Origin of the sequence: Roseburia yibonii (genome assembly GCF_014297335.1) — a bacterium.
GTDB classification, from domain to species: domain Bacteria; phylum Bacillota; class Clostridia; order Lachnospirales; family Lachnospiraceae; genus Roseburia_D; species Roseburia_D yibonii.
This window is the reverse complement of sequence record NZ_JACOQH010000005.1, coordinates 146,446-169,954: the sequence shown is the minus strand read 5'-3', so window position 1 is coordinate 169,954 and position 23,509 is coordinate 146,446. Positions and strand designations below refer to the sequence as shown.

The following is a 23,509-nucleotide window of genomic DNA, read 5'->3' as shown; positions in this document are numbered from 1 at the left end:
GGTATTATTTATGAAAAATATCGTTTTCAACAAGGATGCCTTCAAGAAAAGCGTCAGCGACAATGTCAAGAATCTGTACCGTAAGACGCTGACTGAAGCTTCCAGACAGGAGATCTTTCAGGCAGTGTCCTATACGGTCAAGGATGTCATTATTGATCAGTGGATCGCGACACAGCATGTGCTTGACCGCGATGATCCAAAGATCCTTTATTACATGTCCATGGAATTTCTGATGGGGCGTGCGCTTGGAAATAACCTGATCAATCTGACCTGCTACAATGAAGTAAAAGAAGCACTCGCGGAAATGGGTGTGGACTTAAATCTGATCGAGGACGAGGAGCCGGATCCGGCACTTGGAAACGGCGGACTCGGACGACTTGCGGCGTGCTTTATGGAGTCGCTCGCAACACTCGGATACCCGGCTTACGGCTGCGGCATCCGCTATCACTATGGTATGTTCCGCCAGAAGATCAAGGACGGCTTTCAGATCGAAGAGCCGGATGACTGGTTAAAGAACGGCTATCCGTTTGAATTAAAGAGACCGGAGCATTCCTATGAAGTAAAATTCGGCGGCTATGTCAGCGCCAGGACGGATGAGACCGGAAGAACACGTTTCGTCCATGAAAATTACCAGTCTGTCATGGCGATCCCATACGATATGCCGATCATCGGATACAATAATAATGTCGTAAATACACTGATGATCTGGGATGCGGAGCCAAAACAGTCCTTTGAGCTCGACGCGTTTGACAAGGGTGATTACAAAAAAGCGGTAGAACAGCAGAATCTCGCCAGAAATCTGGTTGAAGTGCTCTACCCGAATGACAATCATATCGCAGGTAAGGAGCTTCGCTTAAAACAGCAGTATTTCTTTGTTTCCGCCAGCCTTCAGCGCGCGGTTGACCGCTTTAAAAAGAACCATGCGGACATCAGCATGCTTCCGGAAAAAGTGGCGATCCAGATGAACGACACACATCCGACCGTTGCGGTAGCGGAACTGATGCGTATCCTTTTGGATGACGAGGGACTTTCCTGGGATGAAGCATGGAGCATCACGACCAAAACCTGTGCCTACACCAACCATACGATCATGGCGGAAGCACTGGAAAAATGGCCGATCGAGATCTTTTCACGTCTTCTGCCGCGTATCTATCAGATCGTGGAGGAGATCAACCGCCGGTTTATCTTAAAGATCCAAGAAGAATTTCCAAACGACGGTGACAAGATCCGCAAGATGGCGATCATTTATGACGGACAGGTGAAGATGGCACACCTCGCGATCGCTGCAAGCTATTCGGTCAACGGTGTTGCGAGACTTCATACCGAGATCTTAAAGAAACGGGAATTAAATGATTTTTATCAGATGTTCCCGCAGAAATTCAACAATAAAACAAACGGTATCACGCAGAGACGTTTCCTGATGCACGGAAATCCGCTGCTCGCTTCCTGGGTGACGGAGCATATCGGCGCGGACTGGATCACGAATCTTTCTTATATGTCAAAGCTTGCGATCTATGCGGATGATGAGAAGATGCAGCAGGAGTTTATGAACATCAAGTATCAGAACAAACTGCGTCTGGCAAAATACATCCAGCAGCACAATGGCGTGGAAGTAGATCCGCGTTCCATCTTTGATGTACAGGTAAAACGTCTGCATGAGTATAAGAGACAGCTGTTAAACATCCTGCATGTGATGTATCTCTACAACGAGTTAAAAGAGCATCCGGACATGGAATTCATTCCGCGTACGTTTATTTTTGGCGCAAAGGCGGCAGCCGGATACCGGAACGCGAAGCTCACGATCAAGCTGATCAATTCGGTAGCGGATGTGATCAACAATGACAAATCCATCGATGGCAAGATCAAGGTCGTATTTATCGAGGATTACAAGGTATCGAATGCCGAGCTGATCTTTGCGGCGGCGGATGTCAGTGAGCAGATCTCAACAGCCAGCAAAGAGGCGTCCGGAACCGGTAACATGAAATTTATGTTGAACGGCGCGCTGACACTCGGTACGATGGATGGCGCGAATGTCGAGATCGCTGAGGAAGTGGGAAAAGACAACATCTTTATCTTTGGTATGAGCGCGGATGAAGTCATTGAGCATGAAAAGAAACGTGATTATGATCCGATGCAGATCTTCAATCAGGATCAGGATGTGCGCAAGGTACTGATGCAGCTTATCAACGGTATGTACTCACCGAACGATCCGGAGCTGTTCCGTGATCTTTACAATTCACTGCTCAACACGCAGTGTACCCAGTATGCGGATACCTACTTTATCCTGGCAGATTTCCGCTCTTATGTGGAAGCACAGAAGCGCGTGATGGAAGCATATAAAGATGAGAAGAACTGGGCGAAGAGCGCGATCTTAAATGTGGCGCATTCCGGAAAATTCTCTTCTGACCGTACGATCCAGGAATATGTGGATGATATCTGGCATCTGAACAGAATCAAAGTCGATCTGGACATCGATGAATAGACAATAAAAGAAACAGGCATAGCAGGCGGAGTTATTATCACGCCTGCTATGCCTGTCTTTTGTAATAGCGACGAGGAAAATGGAAGGTACTATTTCAGATCTGCATCTGCTGCCTGAGCGGCTTTTTGTTCCGCGTCCGCAGTTGTGTCCTCGCCGTTTTTCCACTTGTCGAATTTTTCGACAACGGCATCATAGGTCTGCTTGGAGATATCCGGAAGATCCTTGCCCCAGGTCTTGGTCGCTTCTTTAAAGCCCTTCTTGAAAGCGTCTAAGAGCAGATCCGCTTTGGAAGAATCATTGCCGGAAAGTGCCTTTGCAAAATCAAGGATACGGTCAGAGGTCTGTTTGACACCCCAGTAGCCGTCCTCAGAGATCTCTTCCTGCGCTTTTTTCTTTGCGGCTTCATCGATGGTAAAATCTCCGCTTGCGAGGAAACTCCAGATGTCATCGGCTTTACCGATCGCGGTTCCCTGCTTGGTCATCATCTGGCTTACAATGTCTTTTAACTGGTTGATGCGGTTCTCGGAATCCTGTTTTAATTTCTGGATCAGAGCGGCATTGTTCGTCTTGTAGTCCGTGCCTGTTGTAGTGGAAGAACTTTTATCGTAGATCACGCCCTCAGCAGAGGAAGCATCCGTTTTTGCGGTATTGGTCTTTGCGGCTGCAGCAGAAGCAGTGTCCGTAACCTTTGAAAGATAATCTGTGTTTTGTAATTTGTTAAGTCCATTTACATCCATATATAACCCTCCTTGGCATGGTAAACTATTGGTATTCTACTATTTATATCGGCTGTTTGATAAAAATCATTGATAGGAAAGATTGACTTTTTCCGGGAAAATGTTAGTATAATGTATACAAAGTACAGGAGAAGAACAATGAGTGAATTAAAACTGAGGGCGATGGCAAAAATCAATCTGGGGCTGGATGTGACAGGCGTGAGAGAGGACGGCTATCATGAGGTGAAGATGATCATGCAGAGCATTTATCTGTATGACCGTATTTTTTTGAAAATAACGAAGAAACCGGAGATTGCGGTCTCAACGAATCTGTCTTATCTTCCGGCGAATGAAAATAATCTTGCCTATAAGGCGGCGAAACTTCTGATCGATGAATTTGAGATCCGGTCCGGGGTAAAGATCGAGATCCAGAAATACATTCCGGTAGCGGCAGGCATGGCGGGCGGAAGTACAGATGCGGCGGCAGTTCTTTTTGGAATGAATAAGCTCTTAAAGCTCGGGCTCTCCAAAGAAGAACTCATGGCGCGCGGGGTAAAACTCGGCGCGGATGTGCCGTACTGCATTATGCGTGGGACTGCGCTTGCGGAGGGAATCGGCGAAAAGCTGACGGCACTGCCGGCGATGCCGCCCTGTACGATACTGATCGCGAAGCCGCCGGTTGCGGTATCTACAAAATTTGTCTATGACAACCTGATTCTGGATGAACAAACCGTGCATCCGGGGATCGACGGACTGATCGGGGATTTAAAAAAGCGGGATCTTGCCGCGCTTGCCGGGCATATGGGAAATCTGCTTGAGACCGTGACGATAAAGGAGTATCCGGTGATCGATACGATCAAGCAGACGATGCAAAAAAACGGCGCGCTCGGCGCGATGATGAGTGGAAGCGGCCCTACCGTGTTCGGCATCTTTTCCGATAAAGACGCTGCGGAGGCGGCAGAGCGGGAAATCAGGAGTAAACAGCTTGCGAAGCAGACTTATATTACAAGACCATATAATTTATAAAAAAGGGAGAAGGAACGGAGGAAAAACATATGATGGATGATCTGGAGCTGAATATGAATGCGTATCTTCCGCTGCGGGATGTGGTATTTAGTACATTGCGGGAGGCAATCTTAAAAGGAGAATTAAAGCCGGGGGAACGGCTGATGGAGTTACAGCTTGCGGAAAAGATGGGCGTGAGCCGTACACCGATCCGTGAGGCGATCCGGATGCTGGAACAGGAAGGACTTGCCGTGACGATACCGCGCCGGGGGGCACAGGTCGCAGGCATGACAGAAAAGGACATGGAGGATGCCTTGGAGATTCGCGCGGCACTCGATGAACTGGCAGTCCAGCTTGCGTGTGACGCGATCACGGAGGATCAGTTAAAACAGTTAAAACAGGCAATGAAAAACTTCGAGGAATCCACAAGAAGCGGCGATGTCAAAAGAATTGCCGAGGCGGATGTGGAATTTCATGACGCGATCTACACGGCGACCGGCAATGAGAAGCTGGTGAGCATGTTAAACAATCTGCGTGAGCAGGTTTACCGCTACCGTGTGGAGTATTTAAAAGATGAAAAGAGTTACCCGTCACTGATCGAGGAGCACGAGGAGCTTTATGCCGGGATCGAGAAGCATGACAAAGAGCATGTTTCCCAGGTGATGAAGCGTCATGTGGAGAATCAGGCGGAGGCTGTAAAAAATATTATAAGAAAGCAGAAGATCTAGTATAAAACATAAAAAAATGTACATCATAAAAGGAGACAGGCAGATGCCTGGCTCCTTTTTTATGATGTGAAAGAAAGCGGGGAGATACGGATGCCACAGGCAGGAGCGATTACCGGAAATATTAAGACGGATAAGAAAAAATTTGAGGAGATCTTTTCGGACTGCGCGGATATCAAGATGCGTCAGATGTTTTTGGGAGAAGAAAAGAATATTGAGTGCCTGGTTGCCTACATAGAGGTGGCGGTGGCAAATGTCCTGTTTGAAAAGTCAGCGCTTGGGAAAATGCTCAACGCATTCAGCGGCATGCAGACAGAAAAAATGTATGAGTGTCTGGAAAAAAACGGACTCGGGCTGTCCGATGTGACGGTGTTTGATACTTATGAGGAGGCGGCGGACGGACTTTTGACCGGAGACGCGGTACTCTTTGTGGATGGCTACCCTCATGCGTTAAAGGTCTCGGATAAAGGGTATCCCGGCATGGGTGTTACGGAGGCGGAATCCGAAAAAGTCATCCGCGGTTCCAATGAGGGATTTTCGGATTCGGTCAAGATCAATACCGCGCTGGTGCGGAAACGGGTGCGTTCCCCGCGTGTGAAAGTATGGGAGAAAAAAGCCGGGGTACGGTCAAAGACCAACGTGGATCTTGTTTATATAGAGGATCTGATCTACCCGGACTTGCTGGAAACGATCAAAAAACGGCTGGATACGTTCGAGATCGACGGTGTACTGGACAGCGGCGTGATCGAACAGCTGATGGAGGAGAAATGGTATTCCCCGTTTCCGCAGTTTCAGACGACGGAACGCCCGGACCGCGCGGCAATGGCGATTTTGGAGGGCAGAATCGTACTGCTTTGTGACAATTCCCCGGTCGCGCTCATCCTGCCGACCGATTACAACTCGTTTATACAGACGAGTGATGATTATTACAACCGGTTTGAGATCGCTTCGCTCGGGCGTTTTCTGCGCTACATTGCGTCCTTTTTCGCGATGACACTGCCGGGGTTATATCTGGCGGTCATGGATTTCCACACGCAGATCTTGCCGACGCCCCTGTTATTATCGTTTGCGGCGGCAAGGCAGGGGGTTCCGTTTCCATCGATCGTGGAAGTGCTCTTGATGGAGCTGTCGTTTGAACTCCTGCGGGAAGCCGGCGTGCGCCTCCCCGGAGCGATGGGAAATACGATCGGTATCGTCGGCGGACTGATCATCGGGCAGGCGGCGGTCGAGGCAAATCTGGTCAGTCCGATCGTTGTGATCGTGGTGGCATTTACCGCGCTTTGTTCCTTTGCGATCCCGAATGAGGAATTTGCCACGGCGTTCCGGATCTTAAAGTTTTTCTTTATCTTCCTCTGCGCCTGGCTTGGATTTTTCGGCTTTTTGCTCTGCATACTGACCGTGCTCATCCATCTGGCGCACTTAAAGAGCTTCGGAATCCCGTATCTGATGCCGGTGGTCGGTGCCGATCTGACCGGGTATCACGATGAGCGGGACTCCATGCTGCGGCTGCCGCTCATTTATCTGAACCGCAGACCGATCTTTGCTCATGTGAAAGAGCGCATCAAATTAAAACGAAAGGGATAGTTATGTTTTCGGAAAATGGAAGAATTTCAAAGCGTCAGATCAGACGCCTGTTGATCTATGATCTGTTCGGGATCAACACACTTCTGCTGCCGGTGCTTCTGGCAAAGTATGTGGGAAAGGATGGAATATTCAGTATTTTCGGAGCCTGGGTGCTTCTGCTGTGCTACCTCGTTTTTCTGGAGAAACTGCACCGGCGCATGCCGTGCGGTTACATGGAATATTTAAAGCGCAGCTGTGGCACGTTCCTTTCCTGGGTGTTTGCTTTTTTGTATTTTGTATACTGCATACTGCTCGGCGCCTATGCACTGTATACAGAAACTTCACTGATCCAAAAGTGCCTGCTAAGAGAGGAATCGTTCTGGCTGATCGCGTTTTTCCTGTGCCTGGTCGGAGCGTACGGGATCTATCAGGGAATGGAAGGAAGAGCCAGGGTATATGAGCTGCTGTTCTGGTTTTTGATGGTGCCGCTTTTTCTGATGCTGTTTCTCGCGATGTTTCAGTGGAATACGGATTACTGGACACCGGTCTTTGTGGCAGGTGCGCTTCCGGTGGTGGAGGGGATCTATCTGGTCGTGATCTTTTCCGGTGTGATCTTTTTGCTGCCCTTTTTGGTGGGATATGCCACGAAGAAGGCACAGATTGTGGTGGCGGCAAGACAGGCGGCTGCGTTTCATTTTACGATCAATGTGGCAATGTTTTTGATCCTGCTTGGGATATTTCAGGAAAAAGCGCTTGGCAGACAGCGCTTTCCGGTTGTCACGCTTATGAGTATGGTAGATCTGCCGGGCGGCTTCTTGAAGCGGCAGGACGCGTTTATGGTCGCGATCTGGTTTTTTACGCTGTTCGCGTTTCTTTGCACCGGGCTTTTCTATGCGCAGACAGCGCTGACCCAGATCTTTCATACCGGAAAAAAATTTCTTGTCCTGCTTGGCGTGACGGCGGCGGTCTACGGGATTTCCGGCATGTTCTACCGGACCGCGTGGGCGGAGGGCTTATATTTTAAATTCCTCTGGTATGTGGGAACGCCGGCGGTCATTTTGATCCCGGTCATAGCATATCTGTCTGCGGAAAGAAGGCGGAGTGCATGAAAAAGATAAAAAGATATCTGTGTATCGCGTTTCTCCTTTCTGCGGCGCTTCCGCTTGCTGGGTGCAACACGCGGGAATTGGAGGATCGCAGCTTCCCGCTTGCCATCGGGATCGATGAGACGGGCAGCGGATGCAGCGTTGCGTTCTATTTTCCGCAGCTCTCGGAGATCGCGGATGAAAAAGCAAAAAGTGACGAGGGGGAATCGTTTCGTGTGGTGGCGGACTCGTATTACGAGGCGTGGCAGACCTATGAGGCAGACAGTGAAAATTCCCTCGACTACAATCATTTAAAGGTGCTCGTGTTCGGAATGGATTTCCTGGAAAATGAAAACGCACTGGAGCAGTTTTTAGAATTTGCGGTCAGCCAGGAAAACTTCGCGCGGAATACGCTGGTATTTGTGGCAAGCCCGGATGCCTCGGACATTCTTTCACTGAACGGTGGGTTAAATGAACCGGTCGGAACTTTTTTAGAGGATATGGTGACCGGATCGACCGTATACAAAACGCACGCGATGCCAACGCTCGGAGATCTCTATAACGAATACTATAACCGCAATTCCGTGCTGTTTTTGCCGGTGCTCAGTGAAAATGGCGGGATACCGGCGATCTCGGAATTTTATGTGTCCCGGGATTTTAAACCGGTCGGAACGTTAGATATGCAGGATGCGCTGGTGGGACTTTTGGCGGAAAACAAACTGCGCAGTTTTTCCGTCAAACTTTCCGGCGGGGAGATCATAAAACTGGACGCACCGGACTGCAGTTATGAGATCACAACGTATCGTGGAAAACCACAGCTTATTCTGACCGTAAAAAGTGAGGCGGCTTTGATGAACGGAATGTGCGCAGACAGTGAGAAAAGAGAGGAACTGGAAGCGCAGACAAACCGGAAACTGACGGAGGTACTAAAAGAGACGCTTTGCGCGGCGCAGGATGAAAAGGGTGTGGATCTGGCCGACAGCTTCCGCAAGCTCGGCGGATCGGACCGGTCGCTCTATGACAGGTATGCCGGGGATAAGACACATTATGACGCGGTTATTAACTATGAGGTAAAGTCAGAGGTCACACTTGTGGACACAAAATAAAGAACCGGTGAATGAAACGAAAAAAAACGGCAATAATGAAAAAAGAAGGCGGGCGGGAGCGATCCCGTGACCGCCGGAAAATAAAAATGCCGGAGGATGGGAAAATGGATCAGACAAAAAAAGTGCTGTGCCGTGTGCTCATGGCAAGCCTGCTTGTGGCAGCGTATTTTGGAAAAACCTGCTATATACATAGAAGTTATCAGGAGGATATCGCAAAACGGGTATTGCGGTTCCATGTGCTGGCAAACAGCGACAGCGAAGAGGATCAGGCTCTGAAATTAAAAGTGAGGGATGCGGTGGGAAGCTATATGGCGCCGAAGATGAAAGAGGCGTCGGATGTGGAAGACTGCGAACGGATCGTAGAAGAAAACATGCAAAAGATCACAGCGGCCGCAGAGGAAGTGATCCGTGAGGAGGGCTATGATTATACCGTGACGGCACAGCTCGGGGATGCAAAATTTCCGGTCAAGACCTATGGCGCGTATACCTTTCCCGCGGGAACCTATGAGGCGTTGAATCTGGTGATCGGAGCGGGAGAGGGGCATAACTGGTGGTGTGTGATGTATCCGAACATGTGCTTTTCCGGGGAAGAATATGAAGTCGTTGACAGGGAGGCGAAGGAGGCGCTCGAGCAGGCGCTCACACCGGAAGAATATGCCTCTTTGATGGAAAACAAAAACTATGAGGTATCGTTTAAATATCTGACATTTTTAAATAAGGATCGTTAAATTCTTTACAATAAAATTATAATAAAAACGAACCCCTCATATCTTGCAAAGACCGTAAAATGTAATATAATGAAGAAAAAGCGAGAAAAAGGGGATGCGGTATGATCGATTTTTTGCGGGAAGAACAGGTAAAACCGGAAATCATAGAGGGAATCCTGAAATTTCGGGAAGAACATTCGGTGACGGACGAGATGTGCGCGCGGATACCGAAACCAAAATATCTGTATTACGGAAAAGAGATATGGGAGGAGGCAGCAGTCGCGTTACTCTGCGGAAAGAATCTGCTGCTCACGGGACCGAAGGCGACCGGAAAAAATGTGCTTGCGGAAAATCTCGCGGCGGTATTCGCAAGACCGTTATTTGATATTTCTTTTCATATCAATACGGATGCGGCGTCCCTGATCGGAACCGATACGTTTCAAAACGGTGAGGTGGCATTCCGCGAGGGACCGGTCTACCGCTGCGCGGCGGAGGGCGGCTTTGGTGTGCTTGACGAGATCAATATGGCGAAGAACGAGGCACTTGCGGTTCTGCACGGGATCCTGGATTTTAGACATGTCATTGATGTGCCTGGGTATGACAGGATCGCGCTCTCCGGGGCGACCCGCTTTATCGCGACAATGAACTACGGATACGCGGGAACCAGAGAGCTGAACGAGGCGCTTGCATCCCGTTTTGTCGTCATCGCGATGCCACAGATCTCCGATGCCTATCTGAACCGGCTGTTAAGCAGTCAGTTCCCGAAACTGAAGGAAAAATACGCCGGCCAGTTTACCGAACTTTTCTTTGATATCCAGAAAAAATGTGAGAGCGGTGAAATTTCCACCAAGGCGCTGGATCTGCGTGGATTGCTGGATGCGGTGACACTGATGGAACATGGGCTTGAGGCAAACTGCGCACTTGCGATGGGCATTGTCAACAAATCCTTTGATCCGGTGGAACAGGAACTGATCCGGGATGTGATCCGGGAACGGATCCCGAAAAAACTGGAAAGAGAGAAGATGTTTTCAAACTGAGTATGGACGGGGAAAAAGAGAATTTAAGGGCAAAAAACATCATATGGACAGCGGCGGGCGATTACACATTCCGGCCGCAGTTTCTGGCGGAGAATGGAAACGAGACACTGGATCTGTATTTAAATATGGTGATCGGGCTCGTACATAAATGGTATGACACGGACAAGGTGGCGGCATATTTTGATTCACTCGGCGGAACAGAGCATCAGGGCGCGTGTGATGCTCTCTCGTGGGTCGCGCTGGAGAACGCGGTGTATGAGCGGGAGATTAAGGAGCGGCCGGTTCTTTCGGATCTGCGGGAGGAGTACGCGGAGGAGATCTTAAGCCGCACCGCGATGCTGGTAAAGACCCTGCCGGAGGAGCGCATCAATGAGGCAAAGTGCAGACGGATCTTGGGCAAAAGGGAAGTGCTTTCCCCGGATGAGGAAAAGCTGCTGCGTGATCTGCTTGCGGCGGCGGACGCGGATACCGATACGCTGCTCTTTCGGATCAATAAGGCGCTTTGCGCGTATTACCATATGGACGTACAGAAGAAAAGAGGAGACGGGAGAATTTACTTAAAACATAAATTGCCCGTCTTTTTCCGCCCGCGTCAGAAGGTGCAGGCAGTACAGCGCCTGGATCCGGTCGACGAGAGCGGGGGAAAAAAGGAAACCCGGCCGGAAAAGGCGTCACAGAAACTGCGGGAACTGGCAGCGGGACTGACTGGAGAGAATGAGGAGAAGTTAAAAGAAAAGATCCTTGATTACTTCGGGGAGCCGCTTTTTGATGAGCGGACGGGAAAGAAGTTAGAACAGAAGATCTGTGTCGGAAACCACGCGGAATGCCATATCTGCTTCTGCGGTGGAAAAGGCGCGTATACCAGGTTAAAACAGCATGTGGATCCGGTGGAATACGAGCGGATGCGCGGGCAGAAAGAAAAAAATACCGCGTATTATCATGCCCGTGAAAGAAAATTCCGTACCGAGATACACCGGCTGCGGGATCAGATCTTCCGTGTGCTTCTGATGGAGCAGGAGGCAGACAGCATCCCGGCTGCGCAGGGAACCTTAAACGCGTCGAAAGTGTGGCGGGCGGTGCAGTTAAACGAGCGCATGGTTTTTGAGCGGAAAGACCAGAAAGAGCCCGGGGATTTCCTCGTCACGCTGCTGCTTGACGGATCTTCCTCACAGCTGGAGCGGCAGGAGCAGATCGCGGCGGAGGCATATATGATTGCGGAAAGTCTGAGACTGTGTTATATTCCTACACAGGTTTATTCATTTTGCAGCATTTCGGGGTATACGGTCTGCCAGCGCTTAAAGGGCGTGGAGACGGGCAGTGACGGAGTATTCCAGTATACCGCGATCGGATTTAACCGGGACGGACTGGCGATCCGGGCCGTCGGAACCCAGATGCCGGAGCACAGCTACAAAAACCGGCTTCTTATCGTGCTGACCGACGCAAGCCCGAACGGAGGAAAACTGCCGGGGAAAAAAGCGTATGCAGGCGGGGACGGGCTTACGGATACCGCGGCGGAGGTACGCGCGCTGAAAAAACAGGGGATCCATGTCATCGGACTTTTTTTCGGACAGGACGAGAACGTAAAAGCGGCAAAGGATATTTACGGAAGCAGTGTCGCGCGGATCACGGATATCGGACGGCTGGCGGATACGATCGGTTCTTTGGTGCAAAATGAGATACAGAGTATTTTCAGATAAGGAGATAAGCAAAAAAATGACGAAAGACGTGTTGCTTCGTATTCAGGGACTGCAGTTTCTGCAGGAAGAAAATGAAAATCCGGAACCGGTCGAGATGATCACTTCCGGGGATTATTATAAACGGAACGGAAAACACTATGTGCTCTATGATGAGGTGATGGAAGGATTTGACGGTGTCACCAAAAATATCGTGAAGATACAGGATGGCTGCCTGGATGTCATGAAAAAAGGCGCGGCGAATGTCCACATGGTATTCGAGAAGAACAAAAAGAACATCACTTATTACAATACTCCGTTTGGAAGCCTTATGATCGGCATTGACGCGAAAGACATAAAGATCGAGGAAAAGGATGAGAGCATACAGGTGAACGTGGCATATGGTCTGGAAGTAAACTGCGAGCATATGGCAGACTGCAACATCAGTATGAATATTCAGGCGAGACAGGGAGCTGATTTCCGAATCCAATAGGAATTGTCTGAATCTTTTCGAAATATTTACAAATATACTGACTTTTGCGTTGACAACATACCCAAAGTAACTATAATGAGATTATAGGCAGTTTTTTTACAGAAGATAAGGAGTAATCATGGATATGGGATTGGCAGCAGCATGGCTTGCGCTTCATATATTTGGAGTTTTTGTCGCATTGGCATTATTGGTGATCGTCTGCAGAAAAGAGGATACAAACTATAAATGTGAGCTTGTACTGGCGTTTTCCTGCTGCCTGGTCACACTGGTCGCGAAAAGCTTTTATATCATGGGCGGCGATGAGGAAACACTGCTGGCACTGGGAAAGCTGGAATATCTGGGCAAATGTTTCGCAAACTATTGTGCCCTGATGTTTTTACTGCGCTGGAAAACCGGAAAGGTTTCCCAGTGGTTTATCACAGGACTTCTTTCATTAAATATCGCGTTTTATATGCTGATCGCAACGGTGGATCACCATCATTTCTATTACAGAAGTTACTGGCTGGAGCCATCCGGGGTAAATCTGGGCGGGTATACTCTGGAGATCGAGGCAGCTCCGATGTACTATGTCTTTATGGCATTTCTGCTGCTTGAGATCTTTGGCTCCATAGTCACGATCATTTCTTCTTTTCGGGCGAAAAAACATATTCCGGACAAGGTGAGGCTGCATCTGATGCTGCTCGCTTCGGTGCTCTCCCCGATGATCCTTCTTTCACTGCGGCTTCTCGGCATCTTAAAAGGTGACGATCCGACACCGCTCGGTCTGCTGTTATCCTGTATATTTATGACGGTGGCTGTTGTGAAATACGGTCTGTTCGATCCGGTAAAAAATGCCAAAAACCACATCATTGAACAGAACCATCTGATGAAAGAGCTTGTGAATCTGGCAGAGGTGGCGAATCAGGCGAAGACAGCGTTTGTATCCAATATGTCCCACGAGATCCGTACACCGATGAATTCGATCGTTGGCATTACGGAGATCTTACTTCGGACGCCGCATGAAAAGCGGGAGCAGGAATATCTTCTGAACATCCAGAGCTCAGGTCGGGCACTGCTTACGATCATCAATGACGTACTGGATTTCTCCAAGATGGAATCCGGGAAGATGCAGCTGTTTGAAGAACCTTACGATACGCTTTCTCTGTTCCACGATATGAAAATGACCTTTGAAAACCGCATCGGTGCAGCAGAGACTGGACGATAAGATCTTACTGTACTGTGAAGTGGAGGACTCCGGGATCGGCATCCGAAATGTCATGGAATTAAAACCGGAAGGCTACCTCTTAAAGAGTATGGAGCCGAAGAAACTGCATGCCGCGATCGATGATTTCTTTGCGAAGAGGGCATAGAAGAACGGTTAAAGAAAAACAGATAAAAAATGGAGTGTGAAAAAACAGACCCACGTTTTTTCACACTCCATTTTCGTATGTTATTATTTCGATTTTTTGTTTACTTTTTCTTCCGCAGCGGCTTTGGCTCTTGCCCAGATGCCCTTTTTCTTAGGAGCGGCAGGCTCGATCGAACCGTGAACCCCACGGACGCCTGTGATATAAAGACCACTGACCGTTGCCTTTACCTCTTTTTTTACCGGAATGCGTTCATAAATGGAGGCATCGCTGATGAAGGTCATAACCTTGGGACCAACCTTTGCCTTTACGATCGGCATCTTGGTGCGGCGCATCAGTTTCGGTGTCTGTTCTACGACAGCAGCCGGAAGACCGGCATCTTTCAAACGAAGTTTCTTTTTGTCTATGATGAGCATCGTAACAGACTGTGCTGCTGCTGCGATCTGTTCATCCTGTTCTGCTTTCTTTTTTTCTGCTTTCTTTCCCAAAAAATAAAGTACGATCACCGCAACGATCAAAACGATGGCAATGATCAGTAATACCAATGTAACCGTAGGCATTTTAAAAATCCTCCCTTTTTTCAAATACGACAAATATTGTAACATTGATTTTTAGAAAAATCAATTAAAACCTTTTATTTTGGGCAGTTTTATGGTATCGTAGATAATTGTGATACAGGTGTATATAAGGGGACCTGAATCGAGATTGATGGACAAGGAAAGGTAAAGATTTATGAAGAAAAAAGCAGTGGCCCTTCTTTTATGTGTCAGCATGATGATGACCTTAAACGCATGTGGCAAAACGAACAAAGATAATACACAGGGAACCGAGACAGTGGCAGAGACCGAGACGGAAGTAATTCCGTCAAGCGCGGATATCACATATGACGCGGGCGATTATGTGTCACTCGGTGACTATATGAATATGGAAGTCACACTGGATAAAGATTATCAGGTGACCGATGACATGGTGAAAAATTATGTCAATAATAACGTGATCGCAAATTATCCATACTATGTGGAGTCCGACAAGACCGTTGTGGAAAATGGAGATGTCGCAAACATCGACTACGAGGGACTGCTTGACGGGGAAGCGTTTGACGGCGGCACCGCACAGGATTATGATCTTGAGATCGGTTCCGGTTCTTTTATTGACGGATTTGAAGACGGACTGATCGGCGCGGAAGTCGGAAAAGAGACAGACCTGAATCTGACGTTCCCGGAAGATTATGGAAATTCCGACCTGGCGGGAAAAGAAGTCGTATTTAAGGTAACGGTAAACGCGATCAAGGAAAAACAGGATATCACATACGATACGCTGACGGATGAGTATGTCACCTATCTTTCGGATAAGCTCGGCGCGTCCTATGAGACCGTAAACGATCTGACTTCCGACATCCGCACATATCTGGAAGAGCAGGCAAACAGCAGCAGAACACAGGCGATCCGCTCCGCAGTGATCGCAAAACTCCCGGAAGTATGCACGGTAAACGCACTGCCGGATGGTCTGCTTGACGCGAGAATGCAGGAATACTTAAAGAAATTCGAGGATACTTACTGCAAGGATACTACGCTTGAAGATTATCTCTCCAGCACATACAACACCACCGTGGATGATTTCAAGACACAGGTGCAGTCCGAGATCGAGACAGAGTTGGATACCCAGCTGATCTTAGAGGCGATCGCCGCAGTGGAAAACATAGAATTTGACGAGGACGGATTTAACAGTTATGTATCCAGCCTGTTAAGCAGCTATGGCTATGACAGCGAGGATGCGCTGTATGAAAACTATGCACAGACAGCGGAAGACGGAAAAGCTTATTTACAGACGATCTATTTATGCAACAAGGCACTGGACCGTGTGATCGAAAACACAAACGTAACTTACAATGCGGCGGAAGAGAGTACCGAAGAGGCAGCTGCGGCTGAGGACATCACCGAGACGGAAGCAGCAACGGAAGAATAGAATTGCAGTTGGAGGAAGAAAAATGGAACTGACAAATATCAGAGATTTATTTCGTAATAAAGAAGCGTATGAGAATAAGAAGATCACAGTAGGAGGATGGGTCAGAAGCATCCGTAATTCCAAAGCGTTTGGATTTATCGTGGTAAATGACGGAACATTTTTTGAACCGTTACAGGTTGTCTTCTCCGAGACACTCTCCAATTTTGAGGAAGTACAGAAGCTGAACGTAGGTGCGGCGGTCATCGTTACCGGAACACTTGCGCCGACACCGGAGGCAAAACAGCCGTTTGAGATCCAGGCGGAGAAAGTCATGATCGAAGGCGCTTCCGCGCCGGATTATCCGCTTCAGAAAAAGCGTCACACATTTGAGTATCTGCGCACGATCTCCCATTTAAGACCGCGTACCAATACGTTTGAGGCAGTATTCCGCGTGCGTTCCATGATCGCATATGCGATCCACAAATTTTTCCAGGAGCGCGATTTCGTCTATGTACACACTCCGCTGATCACCGGAAGTGACTGCGAAGGCGCGGGCGAGATGTTCCAGGTTACGACCATGGACTTAAAGGATGTGCCGAAGAATGCGGACGGCAGTGTGGATTACTCCAAAGACTTTTTCGGAAAGCCGACCAACCTTACCGTGAGCGGACAGTTAAACGGTGAAACCTATGCGATGGCATTTAAAAATATCTATACATTCGGACCGACCTTCCGTGCGGAGAATTCCAACACGACAAGACATGCGGCGGAATTCTGGATGATCGAGCCGGAGATCGCGTTCGCGGATCTTGAGGACGATATGATCCTTGCGGAGAGCATGTTAAAATATGTGATCCGTTATGTATTGGAGAACGCACCGGAAGAGATGAACTTTTTTAATTCCTTCGTAGACAAGGGACTGCTCGACCGCCTGAACAACGTGGTGAACAATGATTTTGCCCGTGTCACCTATACCGAGGCAGTGGAACTTCTGGAAAAACACAACGACAAGTTCAACTACAAAGTTTCCTGGGGCGTGGATCTGCAGACCGAGCATGAGCGCTATCTGACCGAAGAGATCTTCAAGCGTCCGGTCTTTGTTACCGATTATCCGAAGGAGATCAAGGCGTTTTATATGAAACTGAACGATGATGGAAAGACCGTGGCAGCAGTAGACTGTCTGGTACCTGGCATCGGAGAGATCATCGGAGGAAGCCAGAGAGAGGACGACTATGAGAAACTGCTCGCGCGTATGCAGGAACTTGGATTAAAAGAGGAAGATTACGGATTTTATCTGGATCTCAGAAAATACGGCTCTGCCCGTCATGCGGGCTTCGGGCTTGGATTTGAGCGCTGCGTGATGTACCTGACCGGTATGTCAAACATCCGTGACGTCATTCCGTTCCCGCGTACCGTAGGTAACTGTGAAATTTAAAAACAGGAGACAGAAATGAATTTACTGACTGCTGAAAATATAGAAAAATCATTTACAGAAAGGAAGCTTTTAAACGGAGCTTCCTTTTATCTGGAAGAAGGGGAAAAAGTTGGTATCATCGGTATCAACGGAACCGGAAAGTCCACGCTGTTAAAGATACTTGCAAAAATTGAGGAACCGGATTCCGGAAAGGTGATCTGCGCCAATCACGTTGTGATGCGCTATCTGCCGCAGAATCCGGTCTTTTTGCCGGAGAAGACCGTGTTGGAGAGCGTCCTTGAGGCGGCAGCGGGAAAACAGGATACGATCTATGCGGGGGCAAATGCCGGCGGAAAACACGAGATCAATGAAAAGATCTGGGAGATGGAAAGCTCCGCAAAGGCGTTTCTGACCAGACTCGGCATCACAAATTTTACGCAGAAGACGAAAGAACTTTCCGGCGGACAGAAGAAACGTCTCGCGCTGGCGGCGATCCTTTTAGTGCCGTGTGACATCCTGCTTTTGGACGAGCCGACCAACCACATTGATCATGAGATGGCGGACTGGCTGGAGGATTATCTGAAAAAATGGAAGGGCTCCCTTATCATGGTAACGCATGACCGTTACTTCCTTGACAGTGTATCGAACCGCATTGTGGAGATCGATAAAGGCAATATCTACAGCTATGACACGAACTACTCCGGTTTTCTGGAACGGAAAGCCATGCGGGAGGAGAGTGAGATCGCAGGGGAGCGTAAGCGCCAGTCGGTGCTGCGCAAGGAGATCGAGTGGATCAAACGTGGAGCAAAGGCGCGTTCCACGAAACAGAAAGCGCGTATCCAGCGCTATGAGACGCTGCGTGACCAGTCCGCACCGGATGTGGACAAAAAGATCGAGATCAGTTCCATTTCGACCCGCATGGGAAAAACGACCGTGGAGCTTTCGCATCTGCACAAAGCGTATGGCGACCGCGTCCTGATACAGGATTTTTCCTACATCTTCCTTAAAAATGACCGGATCGGATTTGTCGGGAAAAACGGCTGTGGAAAGACGACGCTCATGAAGATGATCGAGGGCAGACAGAAACCGGATTCCGGGGAAGTGATCCTTGGTCAGACGATCAAACTCGGTTACTACTCGCAGGAGATCGAGGAGAAAAAAGAAGCCGGCATTGCCTACATGGATCCCTCGATGCGCGTGATCGATTACATCAAAAATACGGCGGAGTTTGTACGCACGGAGGACGGGCTGATCTCGGCATCCGCGATGCTGGAGCGGTTTTTATTCCCGCCGGAGGAGCAGTACAGCGTGATCGGCAAACTCTCCGGTGGAGAGAAACGCCGTCTGAACCTGCTACGGGTGCTGATGGAAGCACCGAATGTGCTGATCTTAGACGAGCCGACCAATGATCTTGATATTGTTACGCTTTCGATCTTAGAGGATTATCTGGACAATTACGACGGGATCGTGATCACGGTATCCCATGACCGCTATTTTCTGGATCGTGTGGTGAGACGGATCTTCGCGTTTGAAGAAAACGGTGTGCTGCGCCAGTATGAGGGTGGATATACAGATTATGTAAACCGGAAACGGGAAGAAGAAAAAGACAGAGAGCCGCAGATCCAGACCGAAAAGGAGAGCACCGCAAAGCCGGCGGCAAAAGATACGCGCACACATGCGCCGAAGCTTAAATTTTCCTACAAGGAACAGAGAGAATATGAGACGATCGAGACGGATATCGCGGCGCTCGAGGAACGCATGGATGAGATCGATGAAGAGATCGCAAAGTGTGCGACAGATTTTGTGCGGTTAAACGAACTGACAGAGGAAAAAACAAAAGTCAATACCGAGCTCGAGGAAAAATTAGAGCGCTGGGAATATCTGGAAGAGCTTGCGGCGAAGATCGAAGCGCAGAAAAATGGGAAGAATAGTTAAGGCAGGAGGTATGTCATAGATGCAGAAAGAAAACATTATGGATTATGATACGGTGGCGCTGGACGAGGAAAAAAATGAGCTGGTCATCATTGACCAGACCAAACTGCCGGGAAAGATTGAGATCATCCGTTTGAAAGAGGCAAAAGAGATCTGGGATGCGATCTATCTGTTAAAGGTGCGGGGAGCGCCGGCGATCGGCGTTGCCGCAGCATACGGGATCTATATTTTAGCGGCAGAGAGCAGCGCGGATACCTATGAGGCGTTTTATGAGGAGTTTAAGAAAAAGAAAGAATATTTAAATTCCTCAAGACCGACCGCAGTCAATCTCTCCTGGGCATTAAACCGGATGGAGCAGGTTGTGTTGGATAAAAAGGAACTGCCGGTGGCAGAGATCCTTGCCTGTTTAAAAGAAGAGGCAAAGGAGATCCAGGCGGAGGATATCCGTGTATGCAAGGCGATCGGGGAATATGGACTTTCCCTCGTAAAACCGGGAGACGGCATCCTCACACACTGCAATGCCGGACAGCTTGCCACAAGCAAGTACGGGACGGCGACCGCGCCGATTTATCTCGGGGAGGAGCGCGGATACCATTTCCGTGTATTTGCGGATGAGACCAGACCGCTTTTGCAGGGGGCGCGGCTGACCGCGTTTGAACTGCAGTCATCCGGCGTGGATGTGACACTTATCTGCGATAACATGTCATCCTCCGTTATGCAAAAAGGCTGGGTCAATGCGGTCTTCGTGGGCTGCGACCGTGTGGCTGCAAACGGAGATACGGCAAACAAGATCGGAACTTCCGTAGTTGCCGCAGTGGCAGATCATTATAAAGTACCGGTCTATATCTGTGCGCCGACCTCAACGATCGACATGGACACTAAGACCGGAGCGGATATAAAGATCGAGGAGCGCCCGGCGGAAGAAGTGACCGAGATGTGGTACAAAGAGCGCATGGCACCGGAAGGCGTAAAAGTCTACAATCCGGCGTTTGACGTGACAGATCACGAGCTGATCGCAGGTATCGTAACCGAGTACGGTGTGGCAAGAGCACCTTATGAAACATCATTAAAAGAGATTTTTAAGAAAAAAGAAGAAGATATAAGGAGGAAGAAAAATGGCAGACAATAATCGTTCCAGCTGCAGCAGTGCAGGCGGATGCAGCAAGGAGAGCTGCGCAGGATGCGCATCAAATACTTCAAATCAGAAGAACAGCTTTAAAGAGGAAATGAACGGGCAGTCATCGATCAAAAAGGTGATCGGTATCGTGAGTGGAAAGGGCGGCGTCGGAAAATCTTTTGTTACCGCTTCTCTTGCCTGCGCGATGCAGAAAGCAGGTTATAAAGTCGGCATCATGGATGCGGATATCACAGGACCGTCTATCCCGAAAATGTTAGGCGTTCACGGACCGGCGATGGGCACAGATCAGGGTGTGTACCCGGTCGAGGCGGCAAACGGCGTGAAAGTCATGTCCATCAACCTTCTGGTAGAGGATGAGGAAGCACCGGTCGTATGGAGAGGCCCGGTCATCGCGGGAGCGGTAAAACAGTTCTGGACGGATGTCATCTGGGGCGATCTGGATTATCTGTTCGTGGATATGCCGCCGGGAACCGGAGATGTTCCGCTTACCGTATTCCAGTCACTTCCGGTGGACGGCATCGTTACCGTCACCTCCCCGCAGGAACTGGTACAGCTGATCGTGAAAAAGGCATTTAACATGGCTTCCATGATGCACATTCCGGTGCTCGGGATCGTGGAGAACTTCAGTTTCGTAGAATGTCCGGACTGCGGCAGAAAGATCAAGATCTTCGGAGAGAGCCATGTCGATGAAGCGGCAAAAGAGCTCGGAGTTCCGGTGCTTGGAAAACTGCCGGTTGATCCGAAAAAAGCGGAAGCTGCGGACGCAGGAGAATTTTACCGTGTGGACAACCCGGAACTTGCGGATGCGGTAGAGGTTTTAAAGAAATTGTAAAGGAGAATTTTTTATGAACGAGAATACACAGGCGATAAAAGACGCGAGAAGTCTTGGTGTGCCAAAGATGCTGCTGCTCGGACTGCAGCACATGTTTGCCATGTTCGGAGCTACGATCCTGGTGCCGATCCTGGTCAATAACTACTTTAACGGAGAGGGGCTTTCGATCCAGGTGACGCTGATCTGCGCGGGACTTGGAACGCTGTTCTTCCATCTTTGTTCCAAACTGAAAGTGCCGGCTTTCCTTGGATCCTCCTTCGCTTTCCTCGGAGGATTTTCAACGGTGGCAAATCTGGATACCGGAAAATTTGCGGATATGACAATGGGAGAGAAACTTCCGTATGCCTGCGGCGGTATCGTTGTTGCGGGACTGCTCTATCTGATCCTGGCACTTGTGATCAAAGTTGTCGGCGTAAAGCGTGTCATGCATTTCCTTCCGCCGGTCGTGACAGGCCCGATCATCATCTGTATCGGACTGAGCCTTGCGCCGTCCGCAGTAAGCAATGCATCCACGAACTGGCTGCTCGCGGTCATCGCGCTTGCCACGATCATTATCTTTAACATCTGGGGAAAAGGAATGTTTAAGATCATCCCGATCCTGATGGGAGTTGTGATCTCCTATGCGGCGGCAGTGCTCTTAAATGCCTGCGGCATGACAAACCCGGATGGCTCCGCGATCCTTGATTTTTCCAACGTAGTATCTGCGGCATGGGTGGGAATCCCGCCATTCCAGATCTGCAAATTCGATATCACGGCGATCCTTGTCATGGCGCCGATCGCGCTTGCGACCATGATGGAGCACATCGGAGATATGTCCGCAATCTCAGCGACCGTCGGCGAGAACTTTATCGCGGATCCGGGACTGCACCGTACCCTGATCGGAGACGGACTTGCAACGGCGCTTTCCGCACTGGTCGGCGGACCTGCCAATACCACATACGGCGAAAATACCGGGGTACTGGAACTCAGCCATGTGCATGATCCGCGTGTCATCCGGATCGCGGCATGCTTTGCGGTTATTTTGAGCTTTATTCCGAAAATGGCGGAGATCATCGGTTCCATGCCATCCGCGATCATCGGCGGTGTCAGCTTTATGCTCTATGGAATGATCTCGGCGATCGGTGTGCGGAATGTGGTGGAAAATCATGTGGATTTTACCAAATCCAGAAACCTTGTCATCGCGGCAGTCATCCTGGTATGCGGACTTGGCTTTGGTGACGGACTTACCTTTACCGTAGTTGGAACTTCCATTACACTGACCGGTCTTGCGATCGCAGCGATCGCGGGAATCGTTTTAAACGCGATCCTTCCGGGAAATGATTATCATTTCGGGGATGATGTCAGAGGCGATATCAGCCGTGGCATCGGGATCAACCCGGAACCGGAGAAAAAATAAGGATGACGAATCTACTTGTTTTTTGCCGAAAAGCTGATATAATAAGTGCATGTTGCATAAATATGCAGGTGAAAAATAACAAAGAGGAGTGATTCATTATGAAGAAGATGAAAAAGATCGCCGCAATCTCTCTTGCGGCTGCAATGACAATAGCAATGGCAGGATGTGGAAATTCTGTCCCGAAGAACACTGTAAATTCCGTGGATGATCTGGAAGGAAAAAAGATCGGTGTCCAGCTCGGAACCACAGGTGATATTTATGCATCTGATTACGAAGGCGATGACGCGGGTACCACGATCGAGCGTTACAACAAGGGAACCGATGCGGTTCAGGCGTTAAAGCAGGGAAAAGTGGACTGCGTGATCATCGATGAACAGCCGGCAAAGGCTTTCGTTGAAAAAAACAGCGACTTAAAGATCTTGGATGACGCGTTCGCGGATGAAGAATACGCGATCTGTATTTCAAAAGACAGATCCGATCTTACCGAGGCATTTAACGGAGCCATCGAAGAGCTGAAAGCAGACGGAACACTTGATGATATCGTAAACAACTACATCGGTGATGACACAAAGGGAAAAACACCGTATGAGTCCCCGGCAGACGCAGACCATTCCAAGGGAACTTTAAAAATGGCGACCAACGCTGCATTCGAGCCGTATGAATACTATGACGGAGACAAGATCACAGGAATCGATGCGGATATGGCAAGAGCGATCTGCGATAAATTAGGTTATGACCTTGAGATCGATGATATGGAATTTGACTCTATCATCACAGCGGTTTCCAGCGGAAAAGCTGATTTCGGCGCAGCAGGTATGACAGTGACAGAAGACCGTTTAAAGAACATTGATTTTACGGATACTTATGCGACTGCGCGTCAGGTGATCATCGTTCGCGGTAACTAAGAATAAAAGG

21 protein-coding genes are annotated in these 23,509 nt (G+C 49.1%); 19 read left to right on the top strand and 2 right to left on the bottom strand.

Features of this window, described 5'->3' with window-relative positions; all coding sequences use genetic code 11:
• Window positions 1-10 precede the first annotated feature (10 nt).
• Window positions 11-2,482, top strand: a complete 2,472-nt coding sequence (locus H8Z76_RS08680; RefSeq protein WP_186982254.1) for a glycogen/starch/alpha-glucan phosphorylase — start codon at window positions 11-13, stop codon at window positions 2,480-2,482.
• Between the two features lie 89 nt (window positions 2,483-2,571).
• Here the strand turns inward: H8Z76_RS08680 and H8Z76_RS08675 are convergent, their stop codons facing one another.
• Window positions 2,572-3,219 carry a hypothetical protein gene (locus H8Z76_RS08675; protein ID WP_147618718.1) on the bottom strand — a complete coding sequence of 216 codons (648 nt, stop codon included), beginning with the start codon at window positions 3,217-3,219 and terminating at the stop codon, window positions 2,572-2,574.
• A gap of 138 nt (window positions 3,220-3,357) precedes the next feature.
• Here H8Z76_RS08675 and ispE point away from each other — a divergent pair, with 138 nt between their 5' ends.
• The 11 genes from ispE to H8Z76_RS13630 all read left to right on the top strand — a co-directional run bounded on the left by ispE (window position 3,358) and on the right by H8Z76_RS13630 (window position 13,941).
• Window positions 3,358-4,224, top strand: a complete 867-nt coding sequence (gene ispE / locus H8Z76_RS08670) for a 4-(cytidine 5'-diphospho)-2-C-methyl-D-erythritol kinase (protein WP_147618717.1) — start codon at window positions 3,358-3,360, stop codon at window positions 4,222-4,224.
• A gap of 29 nt (window positions 4,225-4,253) precedes the next feature.
• On the top strand, window positions 4,254-4,931 hold the full coding sequence (locus tag H8Z76_RS08665; protein ID WP_022516370.1) for a GntR family transcriptional regulator: 678 nt from the start codon (window positions 4,254-4,256) through the stop codon (window positions 4,929-4,931).
• Window positions 4,932-5,021: 90 nt separating this feature from the next.
• Window positions 5,022-6,512 carry a spore germination protein gene (locus tag H8Z76_RS08660; RefSeq protein WP_186982253.1) on the top strand — a complete coding sequence of 497 codons (1,491 nt, stop codon included), beginning with the start codon at window positions 5,022-5,024 and terminating at the stop codon, window positions 6,510-6,512.
• Between the two features lie 2 nt (window positions 6,513-6,514).
• The gene (locus H8Z76_RS08655) at window positions 6,515-7,600 is read left to right on the top strand and encodes a GerAB/ArcD/ProY family transporter (RefSeq protein WP_186982252.1); all 1,086 of its coding nucleotides are present in this window, start codon (window positions 6,515-6,517) and stop codon (window positions 7,598-7,600) included.
• Window positions 7,597-8,682 carry a Ger(x)C family spore germination protein gene (locus H8Z76_RS08650; RefSeq protein ID WP_186982251.1) on the top strand — a complete coding sequence of 362 codons (1,086 nt, stop codon included), beginning with the start codon at window positions 7,597-7,599 and terminating at the stop codon, window positions 8,680-8,682. Before H8Z76_RS08655 ends, H8Z76_RS08650 begins: the two co-directional genes overlap by 4 nt.
• A gap of 104 nt (window positions 8,683-8,786) precedes the next feature.
• Window positions 8,787-9,410: a stage II sporulation protein R gene (gene spoIIR / locus H8Z76_RS08645; protein ID WP_186982250.1), complete on the top strand. Its 624-nt coding sequence runs from the start codon at window positions 8,787-8,789 to the stop codon at window positions 9,408-9,410.
• 101 nt (window positions 9,411-9,511) lie between these two features.
• Window positions 9,512-10,426 (top strand): AAA family ATPase, encoded by a 915-nt coding sequence (locus tag H8Z76_RS08640; protein WP_186982249.1) that lies wholly within the window; start codon window positions 9,512-9,514, stop codon window positions 10,424-10,426.
• Between the two features lie 2 nt (window positions 10,427-10,428).
• The gene (locus H8Z76_RS08635; protein ID WP_147618712.1) at window positions 10,429-12,123 is read left to right on the top strand and encodes a vWA domain-containing protein; all 1,695 of its coding nucleotides are present in this window, start codon (window positions 10,429-10,431) and stop codon (window positions 12,121-12,123) included.
• Between the two features lie 16 nt (window positions 12,124-12,139).
• Window positions 12,140-12,592 carry a DUF1934 domain-containing protein gene (locus H8Z76_RS08630; RefSeq protein WP_022516376.1) on the top strand — a complete coding sequence of 151 codons (453 nt, stop codon included), beginning with the start codon at window positions 12,140-12,142 and terminating at the stop codon, window positions 12,590-12,592.
• A gap of 118 nt (window positions 12,593-12,710) precedes the next feature.
• A complete protein-coding gene (locus H8Z76_RS08625; protein ID WP_022516377.1) occupies window positions 12,711-13,796 on the top strand; it encodes a histidine kinase N-terminal 7TM domain-containing protein in 1,086 nt (361 codons plus the stop codon).
• Window positions 13,774-13,941, top strand: a complete 168-nt coding sequence (locus tag H8Z76_RS13630) for a hypothetical protein (protein ID WP_243240491.1) — start codon at window positions 13,774-13,776, stop codon at window positions 13,939-13,941. The genes H8Z76_RS08625 and H8Z76_RS13630 overlap by 23 nt, the downstream gene beginning before the upstream one ends.
• 83 nt (window positions 13,942-14,024) lie before the next feature.
• Here H8Z76_RS13630 and H8Z76_RS08620 read toward each other — a convergent pair whose 3' ends face one another.
• The gene (locus tag H8Z76_RS08620; RefSeq protein ID WP_022516378.1) at window positions 14,025-14,498 is read right to left on the bottom strand and encodes a hypothetical protein; all 474 of its coding nucleotides are present in this window, start codon (window positions 14,496-14,498) and stop codon (window positions 14,025-14,027) included.
• Window positions 14,499-14,670: 172 nt separating this feature from the next.
• Between H8Z76_RS08620 and tig the strand changes: the two genes are divergently transcribed.
• The 7 genes from tig to H8Z76_RS08585 all read left to right on the top strand — a co-directional run bounded on the left by tig (window position 14,671) and on the right by H8Z76_RS08585 (window position 23,499).
• Complete coding sequence (gene tig, locus H8Z76_RS08615; protein ID WP_022516379.1) at window positions 14,671-15,903, top strand: trigger factor; 1,233 nt, start codon at window positions 14,671-14,673, stop codon at window positions 15,901-15,903.
• A 22-nt stretch (window positions 15,904-15,925) separates the two neighbouring features.
• The gene (gene asnS / locus H8Z76_RS08610) at window positions 15,926-17,317 is read left to right on the top strand and encodes an asparagine--tRNA ligase (RefSeq protein WP_022516380.1); all 1,392 of its coding nucleotides are present in this window, start codon (window positions 15,926-15,928) and stop codon (window positions 17,315-17,317) included.
• A gap of 15 nt (window positions 17,318-17,332) precedes the next feature.
• Complete coding sequence (locus H8Z76_RS08605) at window positions 17,333-19,231, top strand: ABC-F family ATP-binding cassette domain-containing protein (protein WP_147618711.1); 1,899 nt, start codon at window positions 17,333-17,335, stop codon at window positions 19,229-19,231.
• A gap of 19 nt (window positions 19,232-19,250) precedes the next feature.
• Complete coding sequence (gene mtnA / locus H8Z76_RS08600; protein ID WP_186982248.1) at window positions 19,251-20,357, top strand: S-methyl-5-thioribose-1-phosphate isomerase; 1,107 nt, start codon at window positions 19,251-19,253, stop codon at window positions 20,355-20,357.
• Complete coding sequence (locus H8Z76_RS08595) at window positions 20,344-21,198, top strand: Mrp/NBP35 family ATP-binding protein (RefSeq protein WP_022516383.1); 855 nt, start codon at window positions 20,344-20,346, stop codon at window positions 21,196-21,198. The genes mtnA and H8Z76_RS08595 overlap by 14 nt, the downstream gene beginning before the upstream one ends.
• A gap of 13 nt (window positions 21,199-21,211) precedes the next feature.
• The gene (locus H8Z76_RS08590) at window positions 21,212-22,594 is read left to right on the top strand and encodes a uracil-xanthine permease family protein (RefSeq protein ID WP_186982247.1); all 1,383 of its coding nucleotides are present in this window, start codon (window positions 21,212-21,214) and stop codon (window positions 22,592-22,594) included.
• A gap of 98 nt (window positions 22,595-22,692) precedes the next feature.
• Window positions 22,693-23,499: a transporter substrate-binding domain-containing protein gene (locus H8Z76_RS08585; RefSeq protein ID WP_022516385.1), complete on the top strand. Its 807-nt coding sequence runs from the start codon at window positions 22,693-22,695 to the stop codon at window positions 23,497-23,499.
• Window positions 23,500-23,509 lie beyond the last annotated feature (10 nt).

What these genes read in the sequence shown, in the direction of transcription:
- H8Z76_RS08650 (WP_186982251.1), top strand. Translation starts at nt 7,597, where the DNA reads ATGAAAAAGATAAAAAGATATCTGTGTATCGCGTTTCTCCTTTCTGCG.
- H8Z76_RS08640 (WP_186982249.1), top strand. Translation starts at nt 9,512, where the DNA reads ATGATCGATTTTTTGCGGGAAGAACAGGTAAAACCGGAAATCATAGAG.
- H8Z76_RS08620 (WP_022516378.1), bottom strand. Translation starts at nt 14,498, where the DNA reads ATGCCTACGGTTACATTGGTATTACTGATCATTGCCATCGTTTTGATC.
- H8Z76_RS08675 (WP_147618718.1), bottom strand. Translation starts at nt 3,219, where the DNA reads ATGGATGTAAATGGACTTAACAAATTACAAAACACAGATTATCTTTCA.
- H8Z76_RS08605 (WP_147618711.1), top strand. Translation starts at nt 17,333, where the DNA reads ATGAATTTACTGACTGCTGAAAATATAGAAAAATCATTTACAGAAAGG.
- spoIIR (WP_186982250.1), top strand. Translation starts at nt 8,787, where the DNA reads ATGGATCAGACAAAAAAAGTGCTGTGCCGTGTGCTCATGGCAAGCCTG.
- H8Z76_RS08630 (WP_022516376.1), top strand. Translation starts at nt 12,140, where the DNA reads ATGACGAAAGACGTGTTGCTTCGTATTCAGGGACTGCAGTTTCTGCAG.
- H8Z76_RS08590 (WP_186982247.1), top strand. Translation starts at nt 21,212, where the DNA reads ATGAACGAGAATACACAGGCGATAAAAGACGCGAGAAGTCTTGGTGTG.
- H8Z76_RS08585 (WP_022516385.1), top strand. Translation starts at nt 22,693, where the DNA reads ATGAAGAAGATGAAAAAGATCGCCGCAATCTCTCTTGCGGCTGCAATG.
- H8Z76_RS08665 (WP_022516370.1), top strand. Translation starts at nt 4,254, where the DNA reads ATGATGGATGATCTGGAGCTGAATATGAATGCGTATCTTCCGCTGCGG.
- mtnA (WP_186982248.1), top strand. Translation starts at nt 19,251, where the DNA reads ATGCAGAAAGAAAACATTATGGATTATGATACGGTGGCGCTGGACGAG.
- H8Z76_RS08595 (WP_022516383.1), top strand. Translation starts at nt 20,344, where the DNA reads ATGGCAGACAATAATCGTTCCAGCTGCAGCAGTGCAGGCGGATGCAGC.
- H8Z76_RS08625 (WP_022516377.1), top strand. Translation starts at nt 12,711, where the DNA reads ATGGATATGGGATTGGCAGCAGCATGGCTTGCGCTTCATATATTTGGA.
- asnS (WP_022516380.1), top strand. Translation starts at nt 15,926, where the DNA reads ATGGAACTGACAAATATCAGAGATTTATTTCGTAATAAAGAAGCGTAT.
- tig (WP_022516379.1), top strand. Translation starts at nt 14,671, where the DNA reads ATGAAGAAAAAAGCAGTGGCCCTTCTTTTATGTGTCAGCATGATGATG.
- H8Z76_RS08660 (WP_186982253.1), top strand. Translation starts at nt 5,022, where the DNA reads ATGCCACAGGCAGGAGCGATTACCGGAAATATTAAGACGGATAAGAAA.
- H8Z76_RS08655 (WP_186982252.1), top strand. Translation starts at nt 6,515, where the DNA reads ATGTTTTCGGAAAATGGAAGAATTTCAAAGCGTCAGATCAGACGCCTG.
- H8Z76_RS08680 (WP_186982254.1), top strand. Translation starts at nt 11, where the DNA reads ATGAAAAATATCGTTTTCAACAAGGATGCCTTCAAGAAAAGCGTCAGC.
- H8Z76_RS08635 (WP_147618712.1), top strand. Translation starts at nt 10,429, where the DNA reads ATGGACGGGGAAAAAGAGAATTTAAGGGCAAAAAACATCATATGGACA.
- ispE (WP_147618717.1), top strand. Translation starts at nt 3,358, where the DNA reads ATGAGTGAATTAAAACTGAGGGCGATGGCAAAAATCAATCTGGGGCTG.